Annotated in this window: 17 protein-coding genes and 1 pseudogene; 10 read left to right on the top strand and 8 right to left on the bottom strand. The window is 41.7% G+C overall.

What is annotated here, in order from left to right; all coding sequences use genetic code 11:
- Nucleotides 1–576 precede the first annotated feature (576 nt).
- On the bottom strand, nt 577–1,101 hold the full coding sequence (locus AC1F2U_RS31665) for a helix-turn-helix domain-containing protein (protein ID WP_480264725.1): 525 nt from the start codon (nt 1,099–1,101) through the stop codon (nt 577–579).
- A gap of 662 nt (nt 1,102–1,763) precedes the next feature.
- Between AC1F2U_RS31665 and AC1F2U_RS31670 the strand changes: the two genes are divergently transcribed.
- The 5 genes from AC1F2U_RS31670 (at nt 1,764) to AC1F2U_RS31690 (ending at nt 4,861) form a co-directional block, all read left to right on the top strand.
- Nucleotides 1,764–2,858, top strand: coding sequence for a phosphotransacetylase family protein (locus AC1F2U_RS31670; RefSeq protein ID WP_480264726.1), 1,095 nt, complete (start codon nt 1,764–1,766; stop codon nt 2,856–2,858).
- 150 nt (nt 2,859–3,008) lie between these two features.
- A complete protein-coding gene (locus tag AC1F2U_RS31675; RefSeq protein ID WP_480264728.1) occupies nt 3,009–3,209 on the top strand; it encodes a GIY-YIG nuclease family protein in 201 nt (66 codons plus the stop codon).
- A 71-nt stretch (nt 3,210–3,280) separates the two neighbouring features.
- On the top strand, nt 3,281–3,784 hold the full coding sequence (locus tag AC1F2U_RS31680; protein WP_041565591.1) for a hypothetical protein: 504 nt from the start codon (nt 3,281–3,283) through the stop codon (nt 3,782–3,784).
- An 87-nt stretch (nt 3,785–3,871) separates the two neighbouring features.
- Nucleotides 3,872–4,270, top strand: coding sequence for an MAPEG family protein (locus tag AC1F2U_RS31685; protein ID WP_480264730.1), 399 nt, complete (start codon nt 3,872–3,874; stop codon nt 4,268–4,270).
- A gap of 99 nt (nt 4,271–4,369) precedes the next feature.
- Nucleotides 4,370–4,861 carry a YajQ family cyclic di-GMP-binding protein gene (locus tag AC1F2U_RS31690; protein ID WP_012411046.1) on the top strand — a complete coding sequence of 164 codons (492 nt, stop codon included), beginning with the start codon at nt 4,370–4,372 and terminating at the stop codon, nt 4,859–4,861.
- A gap of 56 nt (nt 4,862–4,917) precedes the next feature.
- Here AC1F2U_RS31690 and AC1F2U_RS31695 read toward each other — a convergent pair whose 3' ends face one another.
- Together AC1F2U_RS31695 and AC1F2U_RS31700 are read right to left on the bottom strand one after the other, a co-directional pair.
- On the bottom strand, nt 4,918–5,475 hold the full coding sequence (locus AC1F2U_RS31695) for a glutathione S-transferase family protein (RefSeq protein WP_480264731.1): 558 nt from the start codon (nt 5,473–5,475) through the stop codon (nt 4,918–4,920).
- Between the two features lie 6 nt (nt 5,476–5,481).
- Entirely contained in the window at nt 5,482–5,946 is a 465-nt protein-coding gene (locus tag AC1F2U_RS31700; RefSeq protein WP_480264732.1) for a hypothetical protein, read from the bottom strand.
- A 484-nt stretch (nt 5,947–6,430) separates the two neighbouring features.
- Between AC1F2U_RS31700 and AC1F2U_RS31705 the strand changes: the two genes are divergently transcribed.
- Nucleotides 6,431–7,150, top strand: coding sequence for a tetratricopeptide repeat protein (locus tag AC1F2U_RS31705; RefSeq protein WP_480264733.1), 720 nt, complete (start codon nt 6,431–6,433; stop codon nt 7,148–7,150).
- A gap of 218 nt (nt 7,151–7,368) precedes the next feature.
- On the opposite strand, the gene AC1F2U_RS31710 is transcribed toward AC1F2U_RS31705, so the two are convergent.
- Nucleotides 7,369–7,779 carry a slr1601 family putative cell division protein gene (locus AC1F2U_RS31710; RefSeq protein ID WP_480264735.1) on the bottom strand — a complete coding sequence of 137 codons (411 nt, stop codon included), beginning with the start codon at nt 7,777–7,779 and terminating at the stop codon, nt 7,369–7,371.
- A gap of 330 nt (nt 7,780–8,109) precedes the next feature.
- On the bottom strand, nt 8,110–8,199 hold the full coding sequence (gene psaM, locus AC1F2U_RS31715; RefSeq protein ID WP_040630342.1) for a photosystem I reaction center subunit XII: 90 nt from the start codon (nt 8,197–8,199) through the stop codon (nt 8,110–8,112).
- Nucleotides 8,200–8,399: 200 nt separating this feature from the next.
- On the opposite strand from psaM, the gene AC1F2U_RS31720 reads away from it, so the two are divergent.
- The 3 genes from AC1F2U_RS31720 (at nt 8,400) to AC1F2U_RS31730 (ending at nt 13,620) form a co-directional block, all read left to right on the top strand.
- Nucleotides 8,400–9,671 (top strand): FGGY-family carbohydrate kinase, encoded by a 1,272-nt coding sequence (locus AC1F2U_RS31720; protein WP_480264736.1) that lies wholly within the window; start codon nt 8,400–8,402, stop codon nt 9,669–9,671.
- Between the two features lie 456 nt (nt 9,672–10,127).
- The gene (gene sat, locus AC1F2U_RS31725; protein WP_480264737.1) at nt 10,128–11,306 is read left to right on the top strand and encodes a sulfate adenylyltransferase; all 1,179 of its coding nucleotides are present in this window, start codon (nt 10,128–10,130) and stop codon (nt 11,304–11,306) included.
- Between the two features lie 202 nt (nt 11,307–11,508).
- Complete coding sequence (locus AC1F2U_RS31730) at nt 11,509–13,620, top strand: caspase family protein (protein WP_480264738.1); 2,112 nt, start codon at nt 11,509–11,511, stop codon at nt 13,618–13,620.
- A 175-nt stretch (nt 13,621–13,795) separates the two neighbouring features.
- Here the strand turns inward: AC1F2U_RS31730 and hisC are convergent, their stop codons facing one another.
- A complete protein-coding gene (hisC, locus tag AC1F2U_RS31735; protein ID WP_480264739.1) occupies nt 13,796–14,845 on the bottom strand; it encodes a histidinol-phosphate transaminase in 1,050 nt (349 codons plus the stop codon).
- Nucleotides 14,846–15,087: 242 nt separating this feature from the next.
- Between hisC and AC1F2U_RS31740 the strand changes: the two are divergent.
- Nucleotides 15,088–15,319, top strand: a pseudogene (locus AC1F2U_RS31740) (transposase); the annotation flags it as partial.
- A gap of 31 nt (nt 15,320–15,350) precedes the next feature.
- On the opposite strand, the gene AC1F2U_RS31745 reads toward AC1F2U_RS31740, so the two are convergent.
- Together AC1F2U_RS31745 and AC1F2U_RS31750 are read right to left on the bottom strand one after the other, a co-directional pair.
- Nucleotides 15,351–16,433 carry a response regulator gene (locus AC1F2U_RS31745; RefSeq protein ID WP_480264741.1) on the bottom strand — a complete coding sequence of 361 codons (1,083 nt, stop codon included), beginning with the start codon at nt 16,431–16,433 and terminating at the stop codon, nt 15,351–15,353.
- A gap of 1,405 nt (nt 16,434–17,838) precedes the next feature.
- Nucleotides 17,839–18,330, bottom strand: a complete 492-nt coding sequence (locus tag AC1F2U_RS31750) for a hypothetical protein (protein ID WP_480264742.1) — start codon at nt 18,328–18,330, stop codon at nt 17,839–17,841.
- Between the last annotated feature and the right edge of the window lie 22 nt (nt 18,331–18,352).

Consider the following 18,352-nt stretch of genomic DNA (forward strand, 5'->3'; position numbering starts at 1 on the left):
GCCAAAAATCGAATCGAGCCGCAATGGATAATAACTACATGCTTACTATTCTTGCTGCTTGTTTATCTCAACATGATGATGTCTCAGAATCCGCTTGTCAATAGTGTTTGAGACGCGCTTACCCTGAGAAAAAGAATGGCAGAAAAAATAAAATTCTCGAATCAATCTTTTTGCTTGCAACCAGATATCTTCTACAGGGTTTTGTTGTGGGGCATTAGGCGCGAAACGCTCACAAGTTATTAACCATTGTTCTGTTTCAAGCTCATGATTTAACGAGTCTAAATAATTTTTGATATGCTGTGAACGATGGTAGCTCGCACCGTCCCAAACAATTAACAGTTTTGCTCGCTTGTCGTTGGGATTGAAGGTATTCCAAGAAACTAACTGTAGTTTCAGAATTTGCAGTCTTAGCGGGAAAGATTAAGAATTCTTTTGTTTTATAGTCTAATCCACCAAAATATGTTTGTTTGTCACGGGCGTTGACAACCGGAACTGATATTCGTTCACTTGTTTTACCCCAAACGTACCCAAATATATCCCCCCATAACAAATGACATTCATCAACCATGAACACAACTAACTTTCCTGACTCAATTTCCTTTCGTCTCGCTTCCAATAGCCCACAGAGTTCTTTTTTTTTGATGCTACTAGTTCTTCGTCATGCTTCGGATTGTGTGCTTGAGTTTTCTTCCAACTAATCCGGGCGGCATCAAATAAATCGTAGTAGCTCTGTTTTGATTCAAACACCACCCCATACTTGTCAGCAATCTCGTACTCTAATTCGCTCACATTCCACTTATCTTTGATTTTGAGCCATTCAATGATAGACGCACGTTGTTGTGGATTTAAGAATCCTTGACTTCCTTTGTAACCAAGCTTTAAACCCTCTACTCCTGAAGTGAAAAATGCCTTCTTCCACTTGCTGATAAATCCTGATGAAACCCCCAATATCGACTGGATAGCAACATGAGTGTATCCTTCAAGTAGCATTTTGACCGCGATCGCCCTTTGAACTTCCCGCTTGTCTTGGCTGTTTTCGATAAAATCTGATAGCGATCGCATCCACATTGCCCTACTCCGTACTATAGTTGCACCAATCACCCATTTCTTTTTTCAGTATTTTCTCACGAATGATTTAGGATTGCTATAGCAAACCCTGTTTAGTTTTCGTGTTTACAATTACATATCTTGGTTCTTTTTCTGAAGGTGAAGCATTGAATTTTAAGAGTGCCCAATCAGAGTCCTCCCAGATATATGAAAATTCTTCTAAGTTTGTGTTCATATCAATACCTCTTTTTTTAAACCTAAATTTTACTTAGCGAAGAAAGGTTTTTACCTTAATTATGGGTAGTTTTCATTACCACTCTTGAATTTTATACGTATCTACGATCTAATTTTAGCAAATTAAATACTACCATTAGCCGATTGGTTTAACGTAATACTAGAAGCAGAGCGTTTGGGATAAGTCACCACTTTAGTAGTACAGAACATCCTCAACTCTTGTTGTCGGGAACTGGAACAGCTAGAAACCTAGAAGGCATTGAACCTAGTTTTAAGGTTTCAGACAATCTTTATTGGTTCCAAAACCCAAAAAATTGGTTTAATCTGAAAAGCCTACCCATAAGTGGCTCTCCTGCTTGTGCAATCAGAAGGTAATTCTGGGAAACCTTAATTTGTGAGAGCGAGAGGCTTTTGCCAGAAGGAACTAGAATTAGGAAACACCTAGCTGGGTTCTTCTGACTTTTGAAATTAGGAGTGCATGTGTGCCAAAATCCCCTAAATATTTGCTGATTGGATCGACCGAGAATTACAGCGGTAAATCTGCAACTGTTCTGGGTTTGTCTCATCAGCTACAGCAAAAAGGTCTGGATATTAGCTACGGTAAACCACTCGGTACGTCTTTTAGTTCGTCTGGTGGAACCGTAATTGAGGAAGATGTCCAGTTCATCGCTCTTAGCCTCAATTTGCCGGAAAACCGCGTTGCACCTACAATGCTGGCTTTGGATGAACCAAATGTGCAAAAGCGCTTGCGGGGGGAAGATAAAACCGATTATCAGCAGTCCCTAATACAGCAATATTTACATAAGTCTCAAGGAGATTTAGTGTTACTGGAGGGGCCTGGTAATTTGTCCGAAGGCAATTTGTTTGACTTGTCTTTGCTGCAAATGGCTGAAATATTGGATGCTGGTGTGCTGTTAGTAAGCCGCTATAAATCCTTGCTTTCGGTTGAGGCGCTATTGGCTGCAAAACAGCGTCTGGGCGATCGCTTGATTGGAGTTGCAATCAATGATATCCCTGTCACCCAACTAGAAGCGGTTGATACTCTCTTGCGCCCATTTTTGGAACAGCAGGGGATTCCAGTGCTAGCAATGCTGCCGAATAGCGATTTGCTCCGCAGTGTGAGTGTTGGCGAACTAGTCAAGCAGTTAAAGGCTGATGTTCTCTGTCGCAACGATCGCATGGATTTGTTGGTAGAAAGTCTGGCAATTGGAGCAATGAATGTCAATTCAGCTGTGAAATATTTCCGCAAACGCCGGAATATGGCAGTGGTGACAGGAGGCGATCGGGTGGAAATTCAGCAAGCGGCTTTAGAAACTTCTACCCAATGTTTAATTCTGACTGGGCAACTACCACCCCCACCGTTCATTCTCAGTCGCGCTGAAGAACTAGAAATACCCATTTTGTCTGTTGACTTAGATACCCTAACTACTGTAGGAATTGTTGACCGCACTTTTGGGCAAGTCCGCGTCCACGAGCCGATTAAGGTTCAGTATATTCGCCAGTTGATGTCCGAGCATTTTGACATTGACCGCTTGTTATCCAAACTAGGTTTAACTCCCGCAGCGGCATTGTCTTAGATTCATGAGTGTATTGAAGGAGGCAGGAGGCAGGAGACAGAAGGAGTAAATCATCCGGGATCGAATCCCGGATGATTTGAAGCTACTGAAGTAAGAATTCAGTGGGGTCTTATTAGTGATGGCTATAGAAGTCACTGGAACTAGGAGAAAATGGATTTAACGGCAATTGATCCCCTGAAACTACCCTCGCTTCCATTGGAGAAAAAAGCCGATCTCCCTGACTGTCCAGCCATCTATTTTGCGATTTCTGGTTCTGGGGAAATTCTCTACATAGGCAAAACTGCCGATCTTGCACGTCGTTGGATATCACATCATAGATTTAAAGAACTCATTGATTTGGAAAATGTCTAACTTAAGTTTTCCTCGCATCTACACGCTGTTTGGTAAAATATCTGGGTCGTTTAGTCTGATTATCTCCATCTTTGAGCCAATCAACAGACCTTATTAACCTCGATACATTAGCGCAAGAACTGGCAACAATCCAGCAAACGGGTTCTAAAAGAATTGCCTTGCTGGGTTCTCGTCACGTCCCGATTACGCATCAGAATCTTATTGAAATGATGACTTATGCCCTAGTTTTATCGGGTAATCGAATCATCACTTCTGGTGCTACAGGTACAAATTCAGCTGCTATTAAGGGAGCAACCCGGGCTGATGCAAATTTGTTGACGGTGATTCTACCCCAAAGCTTGGAACGCCAGCCTTTAGAATCGCGCCAGCAACTAGAACAGGTAATGCATCTAGTCGAAAATCCCAGTAATGATAATCTGTCTCTGGCGGAAGCTAGTTACTTGTGCAACAAGGAAATTGTCTCCCGTTGCCAGCAACTAATCTGCTTTGCATTTCACGACAGTCGCACCCTGTTACAAACTTGTCAGGATGCAGAAGAACAAAGAAAAGTGGTAACGCTTTTCTACTTTGATTAGTCATTTGTCATTTGTCTTTTGTCATTTGTATTTGACTAATGACTGATGACTGATGACTTATGACTAATAACCAACGACTAATAAGTAATGATAATTTTTTTGTACTCGATCGCTGCTGCTGCATTTCTCATTTATGTGCCATTTTTGCTAGTAGCTTATGCCCGTGCGCGTATTGGTTCTGAAATAGTTTCTACTCCTCGCGCCATGTTTGATAAATTGCCACCTTATGCCCAACGGGCTACTTGGGCACATCAGAACACCTTTGAAGCCTTTATGATATTTTCCGCAGCGGCATTGATGGCTTATGTAACTGGTGTAAATTCTTTTACAGCCCAAGTAGCGGCGATCGCCTTTGTAGTGGTCCGTTTCCTATACTCGATTTTTTATATTTTGAATATACCCCTTTTGCGATCGCTCATGTTTGCCATTGGCATCCTTGCCTGTGCCACTCTCTTTTTCTTGAGCATCATCCAAGCTACTAGTTAGTTGGGGCATGGAGACTGGGGACTGGGGAAGAGTTTTCCCAATCCAAAATAGTTCGACTGAGCGAAGTCGAAGTCCAAAATCTAAAATCCAAAATGTTTTATGGCTTCTACTTTTTCCTTTGACATTGTGAGCGACTTTGACCGACAAGAGTTGGTTAACGCTGTCGATCAAGTTATACGAGACATCAAAGGTCGTTACGACCTCAAAGACACTGAAACTACTGTCGAGTTAGTTGAAGAAAGCATTAACGTTAGTACTGACAGCGAGTTTACCTTAGATTCTGTACACACCATTCTCCGAGAAAAAGCCGCCAAGCGTAACCTCTCCCAAAAAATCTTTGATTTTGGCAAGGTTGAATCAGCCAGTGGTAATCGCGTGCGTCAAGAAATCAAACTCAAAAAAGGCATCAGTCAGGAAATCGCCAAACAAATTTCCAAATTGATTCGGGACGAATTCAAAAAGGTACAAGCTTCAATTCAAGGGGATGCTGTGCGGGTTTCTGCTAAATCTAAAGATGACTTGCAAGTTGTCATGCAGCGGCTAAAACAAGAAGACTACCCAGTTGCTTTGCAATTTACAAATTATCGTTAAAAAATTCGTAATTCGTAGTTAAAAATTCTATTACGAATTACGAATTATGAATGATTTTAAGTCCGTCCGCCAATACTTCTTTGAAATGCCGGACGCTCAGATAACTGCTTCATATAGTTCAACACCGCTGGATAGGGGCTGAGGTCTAGCTTCAGTATCATGGGAATGTAATTCAAAATAGACCCCACTGCTACATCAGCAACAGTGAACTCATTGCCAAGTAAAAAAGGTTGCTTACTGAAAATTTCATTTAAGGGAGTCAACAAGCGGGGCATTTCCCGCTCCCGATTTGCTTCTACAAAAATCCCTGGGCCAAGGGTAGCATTGGCAAACAACACCCATTGGGAAAATAGAGCATTTTCCTCTGGTGAAAGTGCAGTTTTACTATACTTATCGGCAAGATACAACAAAATTGCCCCAGATTCCCAAAGCTGAAAATCCCCATCAACAATTGCTGGAACTTTACCAAATGGGTTGATTGCCAAATATGCAGGCTGGAGGTGTTCGCCCGCTTGCATATCAAGCCTGACAAATTCGTAGGGAATTCCTAATTCCTCTAAATACCAGTGGACAATTGACGCTCGACTACGAGCGCCACCGTAAAGTTTTAGCATAATGACTTAAAGCACTTTGTGAGTGTGAGAATGCTGTTTAATATTGTCTTCTTTGGTGACAACTCTAGCGGCATTTAATACCCGTTTCCGCTCAATTGAATATTTAAATTCAGTGTAGTTTGTACCCAAGGGAATCAGAGATTTTGCAGATTCACGACGCTTGTAGGTACGAGCTGCTGCAAATGCCCGTGGCACAAATTCTTCTCCAAACTGAGCCGACTCTGGAAAGCCATCTGGTAGCAGTGGTGAATCGCCATCCAGCACAGATCCCAAAGTTGTGGCATAAGCCAGTTTATAGGAGGTAGGAATGCCCTTTAAAAGCGCTTCCAAAGCCGCAGAAGGAATCGGTTCTATAACTTCGATTTGATAAACTTCTCCATCTTCTTTGACGAAGCAGGTTGCCAAGCCAATCGCAATGTAATCATCGGTTGCTAAATCAGGGGCATTGGGATAGGAAATTGCAGTTGTCATTGGGAAATTTCTCAAAATTTAAAAATTGAATTTAGGGAATGGGGCATTGGGCATTGGGCATTGGGCATTGGGCATTGGGCAAAACAGTGCTGAGTTAGGAGTTAAGAGTTATTCTCCCCCTGCTCCCCTGCTCCTCTGCTCCTCTGCTCCTCTGCTCCCCTGCTCTCTTGCTTCCTCATCCCCTCTTTAACGAACGGCTTGTTGGCATTCTACCAATTTGCTGCTCTCACTACTTGACTAGTCTTTGAGATTAACGTCTGCTATTTCGGGAATTCATCTTCGGGATCGAGTATCTATGAATAGGTTTGAGGAGCAATTGTTTATTTAAGGGGTAGATTTCTACTGGTGTGAGTAGTTTAAATCTCAGTCTTAAGATGGCTTTCAAGTAACCATAAGTACCTTGAAAATAAAGATAGCGGTAAAACCACTAGCCTTAAAAAACTAGATTTTTATTTAAAAAAGCAGGTATTTCAAGTAGGGAAAGATGAATATTCACTTATTTTTAGCTGACGATGACCAGCAAAGTAACCAATATAAGTATGTTGTAAATACTACAAGCAAACTTCAAGAGTGGAGAAAAAGCGATCGCAGCGAATATATTTTTGGGGATAGCGACTTGCGCTCTTGTGCTTTGAGGTTGGCTCAACAAGGAGATTATACCGAAGCGATCGCACTTTTAACCCAACTAATCTGCCGCCATCCCGACAATGCCGTTGATTACAACAACCGGGGGCTAATTTATTTCCAAAGTGGCGAAAGGGAAAAAGCGCTTTACGACTATAATACTGCCCTTAAACTTAATCCCTATTTGGCTAGTGCTTATAATAATCGCGCAAATTACTACGCGGCTTGTGGAGAATTAGCAGTAGCAATTGCCGACTACGATCGAGCGATTGATTTGAAACCTCACCATGTTCGGGCGTGGATTAACCGAGGCATTACCTGGCGCGATTTAGGGCAATACGAGGTGGCAATTGAGAATTTTGAGCTAGCACTGCTTTTCGGTCAACTAGAAGGTCATATCTGGGCTGAACGCGGCAGAACTTACCATCTTTGGGGCGACTGGAATTGTGCGATCGCTGATTATCGTCGCGCTCTTACTCAACTACCCTCTCTCGACAACGATAAAGATATTACTGGTTGTCGCTTGCGTTTACAACTCGAAAATTGGCTAGACGAGTTACTATCTCAATCAGCGTCCTAATTGGTAGATTAGTTCTTCTGGGGGATTCAAAATAATTGATTAATTTTTAACTAGAGTTTAGTGACGCTCTATCGCTAATAACTAATAGATGATAAATACATAGCTATTCAAAAATTAGCTATTAACCATTATTTATTAGCAATAATATAAATTAACACCCGGTTTATACGTAGCCTAAATCACAATAAACCTAAATAATTCCAAATTCGCCATTTGTCTTAGGGTGACGAGTCTGTTTGCTCATCTTCTCGGCGATCTTGATTCATCAACACGATCTGACGCTGACTGGGATCGAATCGGTATCCTTGTCGTTGTCTAATAATTTTAGCTTCTTGCGGATCGAAGTTACGGCTAAATTCCGCCTGTAAACCATTGACATGTCCTTCCATCAGCTTGACTTCAGTACTCATTTCTCGCAATTTCTCTTGCTGTAACCAATGATAAGGCAAGAGTTGTGTTAAGGCAGATGCTGCAACGGCTGTAATCACAAGATTGACCGCTATTTTGGCTGTGCTTTCCAGTGCCATCACTTTGTAAGAACGTTGACGAAGATGCCGCTTTGGTCGAGAAATGACACGGCGTTTTTGTATAGGTTGTGACGGTGGTCTAGATGGTTGAATCGCGTTCATGATGCTAAAAGATAACCTCGCTTAGTGAAGGGAAGTACTATCAAGAGTGCTAAGTAAAATTTGTAACCCAGTACTGGTTAAACGCCTCGCTACCGTAACAGCACTCGATACTCGGAGATAAATTAGCACTCAGTAGTCCTGAATGCTTGATTTAGCTGTCATATTACTTCATTTTTTTGAAATAGCTACAAGTGTTGCACTAGTTAAAAAATAACCTGGCTTACGTAAGTGCAAGGTTTCTAGGTACTTATGACATAAAGCCATAAAATCTGGAAATTGCACCCCGTACTGCCAGGATTATTAGCTTTTCAACTGTGTCACATCTGAGCCTTATTTGTAAAGTTCTGTGGCTAATCGCCAAGCTAGAACTCCTGGGATCAAGGCTACAACTAGGGCGATGTAGACTTGAGTATCTGAGATGGAAGATATCTGAGCAATGTACAGAGTATCTAAGATAGGCATGGCTGAAAACCTCCTAACCTGAATTGATTTTGAACAGTTCGTTTACTACTTTTCCTTGTTTTGCCAGAATTGTGGAATATCTTGTTACAAGATGCAACAAAAGCAGTTATTGGTCAGTAGTTCTTATTTATTCTCCATTAAAAAAATTTATAAAAATTATGAATTTATATCTGGGTATAGACTTCGGCACATCTGGCGGACGTGGTGTGGTGATTGACGAGGAAGCCTCTTGTATTCAGGCAGAGGTGCGATATCCCTTCCACGACTCACCAAATGCCGCTACGCCCAAAATTTGGCAGGAGGCTTTGTTTGCGTTGGTGGAACAAATACCTGAGCAATTGCGGCGAGAAATTAAAGCGATCGCAATTAATGGTACTTCCTCTACCGTCTTGCTGGTCGATACTGCTGGCAACCCTGTAGATGCACCATTGCTGTACAACGATGCGCGGGGATCGTCTGTTCTAGAGCATTTGAGGAGTATTGCACCCCCCAATCATACTGTATTGAGTGCCACCTCTAGCCTGGCCAAACTTTTATGGATGAGGCAATTACCCTCTTTTATTGAAGCTAGATATTTCCTGCATCAAGCAGATTGGCTGGCGTTTCTCTTACATGGACAGTTGGGTATTAGCGATTACCATAATGCTTTAAAGCTGGGTTATGACGTAGAAGAGTTGAAATACCCAGAATGGCTAGAATTGCTAGAAATACCGATTCAGCTACCCAAAGTTTTAACTCCTGGGACTCCGATTACCGAATTGCGTTCTGAAATTGCGGATAAGTTCGGTTTAAGTCGTAATTGTCTGGTGTGTGCTGGTACAACCGATAGTATTGCTGCTTTTATTGCCAGCGGGGCAAAATTACCTGGTGAAGCTGTGACTTCCCTTGGTTCAACGTTGGTACTAAAGTTGTTAAGTCGTACCCGTGTAGAAGATGCCAGATATGGAATTTACAGCCATCGGTTGGGTGATTTGTGGCTGACTGGGGGTGCTTCTAATACTGGAGGTGCAGTACTAAAGCAATTTTTCACAAACGCTGAGTTAGAAAGCCTTAGTCGGGAGATTGATGCATCAAAACCCAGCGAGTTAGATTATTATCCGTTATTGAAGGTAGGCGATCGCTTTCCGATTAACGATCCCAATCTACCCCCACGCTTGTCACCACGCCCAGAGAATCCAGTAGAATTTTTGCATGGGTTGTTAGAAAGCATTGCCCGCATAGAAAGGCGAGGGTATGAATTATTACAACAAATGGGAGCAGACAAATTGAGCCGTGTTTATACCGCTGGTGGTGGTGCGGCTAATGATACTTGGACTGCAATTAGGGCACGTCATTTGCAGGTTCCTGTAGTAGCGTCAGCGTACACAGAAGCTGCTTACGGGACAGCACTGTTGGCAATGGAGAATGGAAGAAGCATTGAAAAAGAGTAATTGTGTACCTATCTTTTTGTAGATATCTTCTAAATCAGTATCTATCCCAGTGACAATCGACATATCTCGGCCGATACTGGGATGATTAGATACCGGACTATAGATTCCAGGTTAATTATCTGGGCAGCTATTCGGGGATGGATGCTTCGCAGCAAGCGAATGTCATCGATCCCCTTTACTAATTACTGGTATAAATTCTGAGAGGATTAGCAGAAAATTTAAAGGTTCTTGAAGAAGGTTTGATCTGCGCGATCAAAATTATCATCTAGGGAAAAGGTAAGGCTGCGGACTCGGATTTCGATCGCTTTTAATATTTAGTTTGCCCCATGCTCCTCTGCTCCTCTGCTCCTCTGCCTTTTGTGCCCAATGCCTAAACTATTTTTCTCTACGTACCAGCATTTGATAAGTTAGTACATAATCTGAAACAATAACAGTAAAAGCAGAGAGGGGATTAAGTTGAGTCACAATCCAGATGCCATAGCCCCCCACGGTGGACAGTTGGTTAACCGTATCGCTACACCAGAACAAAGAGCAGAGTTTCTCTCAAAAGCTGACTTTTTGCCACGAGTGCAACTTGACGATCGCGCCGTTTCCGATCTAGAAATGATTGCGATCGGTGCTTTTAGTCCGCTGACGGGTTTTATGAACCAAGAAGACTACGATCGCACTGTGACAGAAATGCGATTAGCTAACGGTCTTGTGTGGTCAATCCCGATTACACTATCGGTAAGCGAAGAAGTAGCTTCCCCGTTGCAAGAAGGCGGCTTAATCCGTCTAGATAACTCCAGAGGCGAATTTATCGGAGTTTTGCAACTCACCCAAAAATATCACTACGACAAAACCCGCGAAGCAATAAAAGTCTACCGCACTGATGATGTCAATCATCCTGGCGTGCAGGTACTCTATAACCAAGGTACTGTACATCTGGCGGGTGATATTTGGTTGTTGCAACGCGAACCTCATCCCCAGTTTCCCACTTATCAAATCGATCCAGCAGCTTCACGGCAACTATTTAAAGACAAGGGTTGGAAAACCATTGTCGGCTTTCAAACTCGCAACCCCATCCACCGCGCCCATGAATACATTCAAAAGTGCGCCTTAGAAATTGTTGATGGTCTATTTTTGCACCCATTAGTCGGGGCGACAAAAGAAGATGATATCGCCGCTGATGTGCGGATGCGCTGCTATGAAATTTTGCTAGAACACTACTACCCCTTAGACAGGGTAACTTTGGCAATTAACCCCGCCGCAATGCGCTACGCTGGGCCTCGTGAGGCGATCTTCCATGCTTTAGTCCGCAAAAACTACGGCTGTACTCACTTTATCGTCGGACGGGATCATGCTGGTGTTGGTGACTATTATGGCACTTATGATGCTCAGTATATCTTTGATGAATTTACGCCAAGTGAATTAGGCATTGTGCCGATGAAATTTGAACACGCTTTTTACTGCATGCGCACTAAGCAGATGGCAACATCTAAAACCAGTCCCAGCAGGCCAGAAGAACGCATTCACCTATCAGGGACAAAAGTTAGGGAAATGCTGCGGCGCGGTGAGTTGCCTCCACCAGAATTTTCTCGTCCAGAAGTAGCAGCAGAGTTAGCACGGGCAATGCGCATAGAAGTACCAGCTTAGGGTATGGGGCATTGGGCATTGGGCACAAGAGGCAGAGGTGCGGAGGGGCAGAGGTGCAGAGGAGAAAAACTTACTGCAACTTTCTCCCCTGCTCCCCTGCTCCCCTGCTCCCCTGCTCCGCTCCCCACATTTTTGTAACTTTACAATACAGAGTTCAGCCCTGTAAGCTGCTAACTGAACAGCTGAGGGCTGATAGCTAATTATGAAACGTCGCACGTTTTTAGAGAGAATTGGCTCAATACTCGCGGTATTGGGGATAACTGAAGCTGAGTGGTTGTCTTTAGGAAATCGCTATTACCAAGCTTTGGCACAACCCAGTCCGCGCAAGTTGGCATTGTTAATAGGTATTAACCAATACCCAAAAATTCCAGCCCTCAGTGGTTGTCTGACAGATGTGGAACTACAAAGAGAAGTTTTGATTCATCGCTTTGGTTTCCAAGGGTCAGATATCCTAACCCTAACTGAGGAAGAAGCTAGTAGGGAATTCATTGAGACGGCTTTTTTAGATCGGTTGGGTAATCAAGCTAAACCCGACGATCTGGTCTTCTTCCACTTTAGCGGTTATGGCAGCCGTGTCAAATTGGAAACATCTCCAGAGACAATGCAAAATGCTCTGGTGACAGCCAATGCCAGCTTTAATTCACAAGGAGAGAAAATAGTCAACTATATATTAGAAGAAACTTTACTGCTATTATTGCGATCGCTCCCTACAGAAAGAGTCACAGCAGTATTAGATACTAGCTATTATGCGCCAACCCCAGTATTAGGATTAAAAAGTCGTGCCCTTCCAGAATCAATAGAGGCAAAGCTAACAGCAGAAGAACTCGACTTTCTTCAACAACTTAAAACTCAGAAGTTACCCAGCACGCCGATTGTCTTAGCAGCTACCTCAAATCCCAAGCAGTCGGCGAGGGAAGAACTCTTTTCTGGTTTTAGTGCTGGGTTATTTACCTACGCCTTGACGCAGTATTTGTGGGAATTTACCCCAAATACCAAAATTCAAGTCGCCCTCTCGTATATAGAAAATTCTCTATCCAAATTGGGTAGTAAACAGCAACCAGGGTTATTAAGTAGTCAAAAAAATCAACATTTAACGTCTCTACCGCCAGACAGGATTATTGGTGCAGAAGGCGTGGTGAAAGCCATTGAAGAAGATGGCAAAACAGTCCAGCTGTGGTTAGCAGGATTACCGCCACAAGTGCTGCTATACTACGGAGTTAATTCTCGATTCACCTTAGGAACAACAAGAGAAGAATTAGTATTGCGATCGCGGACTGGGTTAACAGCAAAAGCGCAAATTTCCCAAATAGAAGGTGCAAATTCCCTACAAATCGGGCAACTTGTCCAAGAAGCAGTCCGGGTTTTACCCCGAAATATTAATTTAATAATTGCTCTGGATACTGGATTGGAAAGAATTGAGCGGGTAGACGCTACAAGTGCCTTTGCTGCATTTCCCCATGTCTCCACCGTAGTCGCAGGGGAAAAACCGGCTGATTATCTATTTGCTAAACTACAGCAAACACCTAGCCGTTATGGTTTATTTTCTCTTAGTGGCGAACTAATTTCTAATGCCACGGGGGAAGCAGGAGAAGCAGTAAAATCAACAGTGCAAAAGTTAGCACCAAAATTATCAACCTTATTAGCAGCCAAGTTATGGCGACTGACTGAAAATCAAGGTTCTTCCCGCTTGGCTCTCAAGACAACCTTAGAAATAATTAACAACATATCGCCTCGCGTTATCATGCAGCGCGAAACAGTACGAACTTCCAAAACAGAAACTTCGATTCAAAAATCACTCCCTACTCCGATTGTCCCTATCGGTAGTCGAATGCAATATCGGGTAGAAAACCAGAGCGATCGCCCAGTATATTTAATCTTGCTGGGATTAAACAATAATCATACAGCGATCGCCTTCTATTCTTGGGAAATCCCTCAAGAACCAAACACTGCCGACACCAAGCCCCTCCTGAAAGAAGTCGTCATCTCTCCAGGTGAAACCCTCACTCTACCCGAAACGAATACTGCTTCCGAATGGATGATTTCAGGGCCAGCTTCTGAGTGCGAACACCAACTAATTTTTAGTACTGCCCCCTTTAGCGGAACTCTGGCTGCCTTGAACACTGCCAAGTATTCTACAGCCGAACAAGGGCCAATTGGCCCATTATTGAATTCCTTAGAAGTTGTACAAGCCTTGCTACAAGACTTACATAACGCTAGTGTCTTCAAAACAGAGATGAACGTTACAGCAGCCGATTCACATAGCTTGGATGTAAATAATTGGGCAAGTCTTAGCTTTAGTTTTCAAGTGTTGTAAGTTAATTCAGTAGTACTGAGTGCTGAGTGGTGAGTATAACCCTATAGTTAAAACTAGCGAACAGAACTTTCTAAGAAAAGGGCGCGACTACCCTATATGCTGAGTGCAATTAATTTTACTTTTTACTCAGCACTCGTTACTCAGCACTCAGCACTATTTTGGTGAGTAGGAATAATTAAAGGTTTGTAGTTAGTGCCTCTATTAAAACCTGATTTTGCTCATCTGTCCCAACAGTGATGCGTAATTTATCATCTAATCCAGGCTGCTTGAAGTAGCGGATTAAAATTCCCCGTTCCTTCAATTTTTGATAGAGATATTCTGCGTTTTCTTCTCTTGGTTGTGCCAGCAAAAAGTTAGCTTGGGAATCCCAGATATGAAAACCTAATTGTTTCAAGTCTGTTGCTAACTTAATCCGTGATGCTTTAATCTTGGCTACACAAGCATTTTTATAAGCTTGGTCAGTGATGGCAGCCGTACCAATTGCACAAGCGATCGCATCAATGTTATAGCTATCTTTAACCTTAAACAATCCCTGCAACAGTTTGGGATTCGCCACCCCAAAGCCCAATCGCAATCCTGCCAACGAATATCCCTTAGATAGTGTCCGAATCACGATGACGTTTTCGTACTCCTTTACCAAAGACAATGCATTCTCTTCGGTAAAATCTATGTATGCTTCATCGATCGCTAAAACTCCAGATAACTGGCTGGCTAATTTTCGCAAATCATTTGTTGCCACCACATGTCCCGATGGACTATTGGGCGACGCAATAAAGGTAACAGCCCCATTGGCAGCAACTAATTCGTCCTTTGGTAAGCTGTAGTCTTTGCTGTAAGGAATCTCAATAATTTCCGCCGCTTGCATTTCTGTCAATGTCCGATATAGCACGTAAGTAGGCATCGGATAAACTACCTTTTTCCCAGGTTCAGCACAGGCTCGAATCACCACACTTAACAATTCATCACTGCCATTTCCGACAATTATCCAATCACTAGGAACTCCTAAAACTTTACTTGCAGCTTGCCGAAATTCTCCCCCAAAAGGTTCTGGATAGCGCCGCAACCACTCACCATCAATATTCCGTAGCACAGCTAATGCCGCAGGAGAAGGAGGATAGGGGTTCTCATTGCTGTTAAGTTTAATAATCTGTGTACCACGTTGAGGCTGCTCTCCGGGAACATAGCTAGCCATTGCATCAATATTAGAGCGAAAGTAGTTAGTCATAGGGCATGGTAAATTGAGTACGATGTCTACGACGGGCGTAGCGGCGACACCTTATGGCATATCTTAAGCAAATTTCAACCCGCAATTTCTGACAATATCGTTTTTTGTCATTTACATCAGAAAATACGGCTTTAGAGGCTATTTATAAAGTAAATCTAAAGATGGGAAATTAGAAAAAAGAAGAACGCTACGATACAGTTTAGATAGCGTATTTACGTAGAAAGGATGACTCGAAAGGCTGTGATAAGTTTGCGCTGGCTGTTTGGTTGATGATCCAAGCTCATGTTGAGGTCATTCGCCGTACTAATAAAGATTTTGAGGTTTTACCGAAGCGTTGGGTAGTAGAAAGAACATGATTGCTGGTTTAACCAGTACCATCGTTTGAGTAAAGATTATGAACGTCTGACTGAAATGAGTGAAGCTGCCATATATGCTGTTATGACTCGTATTATGCTACGTCGTCTAGCCGTCTAAAGATTTACTTTATAAATGGTCTCTTAGGAAATTAAACAATATGTTGAAAAATAACTTTTAGTAAATCTCCTTGTTTAAAAGGCTTAGTTAAATAGCCTGATGCTCTCACCATCTTAGCTTTAGCTCTATCTAGAAATCCTACTTTTTCTGACACCATAATCACAGGTGTATTTTTAAAATATGAGTGTTTTCGCAGCAAAGAGCAGAGTTCATATCCATCGAGATTAGGCATTGATATATCCAACAAAATTATATCGGGTTTTATACGGATAATCTGCATTAGAGCTTTTAATGAATCAGTGACTCCGATAACAGAAAAGGTTTGCTCATCTAAATAACTTTTAATAGCATTCAATACCGTAGGACTGTCATCAATACACAAGATTGTGTAGATTTTTCTGTCAGCAGGCGGTTGGATGATTTGCTGACCTCTGTGTTCATTAGTATTAATCGAGTAGGCTGCTGGTTTAAAACCGTGTATTTTAGGCAACTTTGGCGTAGTTTTGGCTTTAGATTGTAGTTCATTTATTTGGAAAAATTGTGAGGTATGTGATTGATAACTTGGTGATGTTTGACGATAAACCGCTTCATTTTGAGGCGTTAAACAGAGTTCAACTAATAAACGAACATTTAGATGACAAAACTTTGGCATATCATCCAGAAAACTCTCAGGAATAAATTCATAACTTCCCTCCTGTAAATTCAGAAATGACTCTAGAACTTCTAGCGCCAATTGCTCTATCAGCATTGCTGCTTGAGAGGAACTGATATATTTCTGATTGACTAACCAACAAATAGCCAGATAATCCGGGTTCGGTATTGCCTGATTTTCAATACCAGTTTCAAATATCGCCCGCAACTGATCTTTGATCCCGTCAGGGAGAGTAGAAATTTGCTGACTCAAGCGTTGCAAATTTCTGTAAAGCGGCTCAAACATTTTCTCTGAGTAGCTGGCATAAATTAGTTTCCCCTCATCTACATATATTGACCAAGAGCCTGATGTGCTAAACACTTGTAAACAACCAGTAACCGACTTACCAGTGATTTTTTTCAACAAAGATAGGGGCTGGAGCTTTTGAAAAAATCTGTATCTACTAATCGGAAGTGTCTTCATTGCGATCGCTCTGAAATAAAATTAACATTTGCAGGCAAAATTAGTGAATTACCTTTTCGGAATTCACCGTGACTTTGTTGAAAGCACTGTTCAAATAAATATAGCGGTCATATTTGAGTTAGTACAGAGATTCCACACCCCCCAACTCTTAATTCACCAATCTCTGTTAAGCTATAATCCACAACTTACAACTAAACCAATTAATGCTACTGACCAATAGCAAAATTGCCCGACTAGTTGCCAGGATATAGTATTTCAAAAATTAGATTGGTTTTCTGTATCTTTAGCTAATCTAGCCAATCTAACAGTAACTCAAGTGCCACATAAAGACCATTGGCTCTCGCCCATCAGTCACAAAAGTATCATTGTTATCCGTATTTTGTAGCCTAAAATTATAGATAATTTAGTTCTCTTGCAAAAGTTTTTTGTCCCTAATCCTAAAGTCTGGAGCGACCAAAATCTACTGTAATGTAAACGTAAATGTTTTTCCATCAAGACTTATAGGCATTAAGTCTGCGCTGACGAAGTATGTTTTTATATCCGTGACGAAAATCGCCGGGTACTTTTTTAAGAAGTTTATTCTTGAGCGCAACTTCACAAGGAAAAAAGTATTATTCAAAACTAAGCATTCCAAAAGTTCAATATCTTACTTAAGTTTGTGATTGTAGAGCAACTCTTAGTCTTGGGATTCGGCAAAATGATCGCTTGCACAACAATAATAGTAAACTTCCCGCCAAGAATGAGTTTGCTGATAATTGCCGCCATGATGGTGTGTGGTGAGATGCGCGGGCGACTAAATCAGCAGAAGGGAATCTCTTCATAAGTACTGGAAACGGGTTTTAATGTTGTGTGAACCTAAATAGTCACCCTGCACAAATTGTAGTGACAAATTCAAGAACTTACAGGGAAATTCTTGATTAGTAGTAGATACCTGCAAAATAGCTGTTTTCAGCTAGATGGTAGATAACAAGTAACATACTCACTAAAACTTAGATTACTATAATTTTCAAAAAAAATTAGTAGAAATATATAAACTTCATGATAAATCAGTAAAGTAAACATGAAAACTAATTAATATCATCTTCCAGAAAATTGTTATAAATATTTATTTGTTTAGATGTCCGGGAAAGCAGAAAATGTATAGTAAAAGATAATTATATGTCTGCTGATTGAATCACATTTATCAAAAACTAAATTATTTTATAGTGGCAATTCACCCAAAAAATCCCAAGTTTTAAAAGTCACCAATATAAATACAAAATTGTACGTTTAAGTGTAGCCTATCGTAAACATCACATTCATCAACCCATAAGATATATGTAGCGAAAAGACGCAAAGAATTTCTTTGCGTCTTTAGCGTGAGATTTATAAGTGGACATTCTCACCGTTATACTTCTCCATCTACTTAAAATTGCTCCCGCCAGCACCAGCTTAAAAGTGTACCACCAGCTATCAGCTTGACTACTTCCAGCAGCCAATAACTACCGTGTAGTAAATTCATTGTCGATGGAATAGCAGCAGCTGCTTCAAATAGGTTGAGTTGAATTCCTATAGCGCACATCTGCGGAGTTAAGAAATAGGTGTCAAGCACAGCGATAGTTAACAGCAGCACAGATAAAACAATACTGCCAATACTCCAGTGATATCGGGTTTTGCTCAAAGCTAGTGCCCCAGTCAGCACTACAGCAGCTGATAACAATTCCATCCGATTGAAGTTCCAAAAAATCGTATAGCCTGCTGTCGTAAAACCAGCTTGACTCATCATCCCAGAAAGATAAAGACTAGGCATAATTACCCAGTCTAAAACTAGACTAGCACTGAGCCAAAAGCCCAAGGTCAATACGATCGCGGTTTGCCAAATTGGTCGTTTGAATTCAATGTTAGAAATAGCAGTCATAAAATAATTGCGTGTGTTGTAT

This window comes from Nostoc sp. LEGE 12454, from assembly GCF_056620565.1.

Coding starts and splice junctions, on each gene's coding strand:
- AC1F2U_RS31720 (WP_480264736.1), top strand. CDS start 8,400: ATGAATTTATATCTGGGTATAGACTTCGGCACATCTGGCGGACGTGGT.
- AC1F2U_RS31710 (WP_480264735.1), bottom strand. CDS start 7,779: ATGAACGCGATTCAACCATCTAGACCACCGTCACAACCTATACAAAAA.
- AC1F2U_RS31745 (WP_480264741.1), bottom strand. CDS start 16,433: ATGAAGACACTTCCGATTAGTAGATACAGATTTTTTCAAAAGCTCCAG.
- AC1F2U_RS31695 (WP_480264731.1), bottom strand. CDS start 5,475: ATGCTAAAACTTTACGGTGGCGCTCGTAGTCGAGCGTCAATTGTCCAC.
- AC1F2U_RS31700 (WP_480264732.1), bottom strand. CDS start 5,946: ATGACAACTGCAATTTCCTATCCCAATGCCCCTGATTTAGCAACCGAT.
- AC1F2U_RS31705 (WP_480264733.1), top strand. CDS start 6,431: ATGAATATTCACTTATTTTTAGCTGACGATGACCAGCAAAGTAACCAA.
- AC1F2U_RS31675 (WP_480264728.1), top strand. CDS start 3,009: ATGGATTTAACGGCAATTGATCCCCTGAAACTACCCTCGCTTCCATTG.
- AC1F2U_RS31685 (WP_480264730.1), top strand. CDS start 3,872: ATGATAATTTTTTTGTACTCGATCGCTGCTGCTGCATTTCTCATTTAT.
- AC1F2U_RS31750 (WP_480264742.1), bottom strand. CDS start 18,330: ATGACTGCTATTTCTAACATTGAATTCAAACGACCAATTTGGCAAACC.
- hisC (WP_480264739.1), bottom strand. CDS start 14,845: ATGACTAACTACTTTCGCTCTAATATTGATGCAATGGCTAGCTATGTT.
- AC1F2U_RS31730 (WP_480264738.1), top strand. CDS start 11,509: ATGAAACGTCGCACGTTTTTAGAGAGAATTGGCTCAATACTCGCGGTA.
- AC1F2U_RS31690 (WP_012411046.1), top strand. CDS start 4,370: ATGGCTTCTACTTTTTCCTTTGACATTGTGAGCGACTTTGACCGACAA.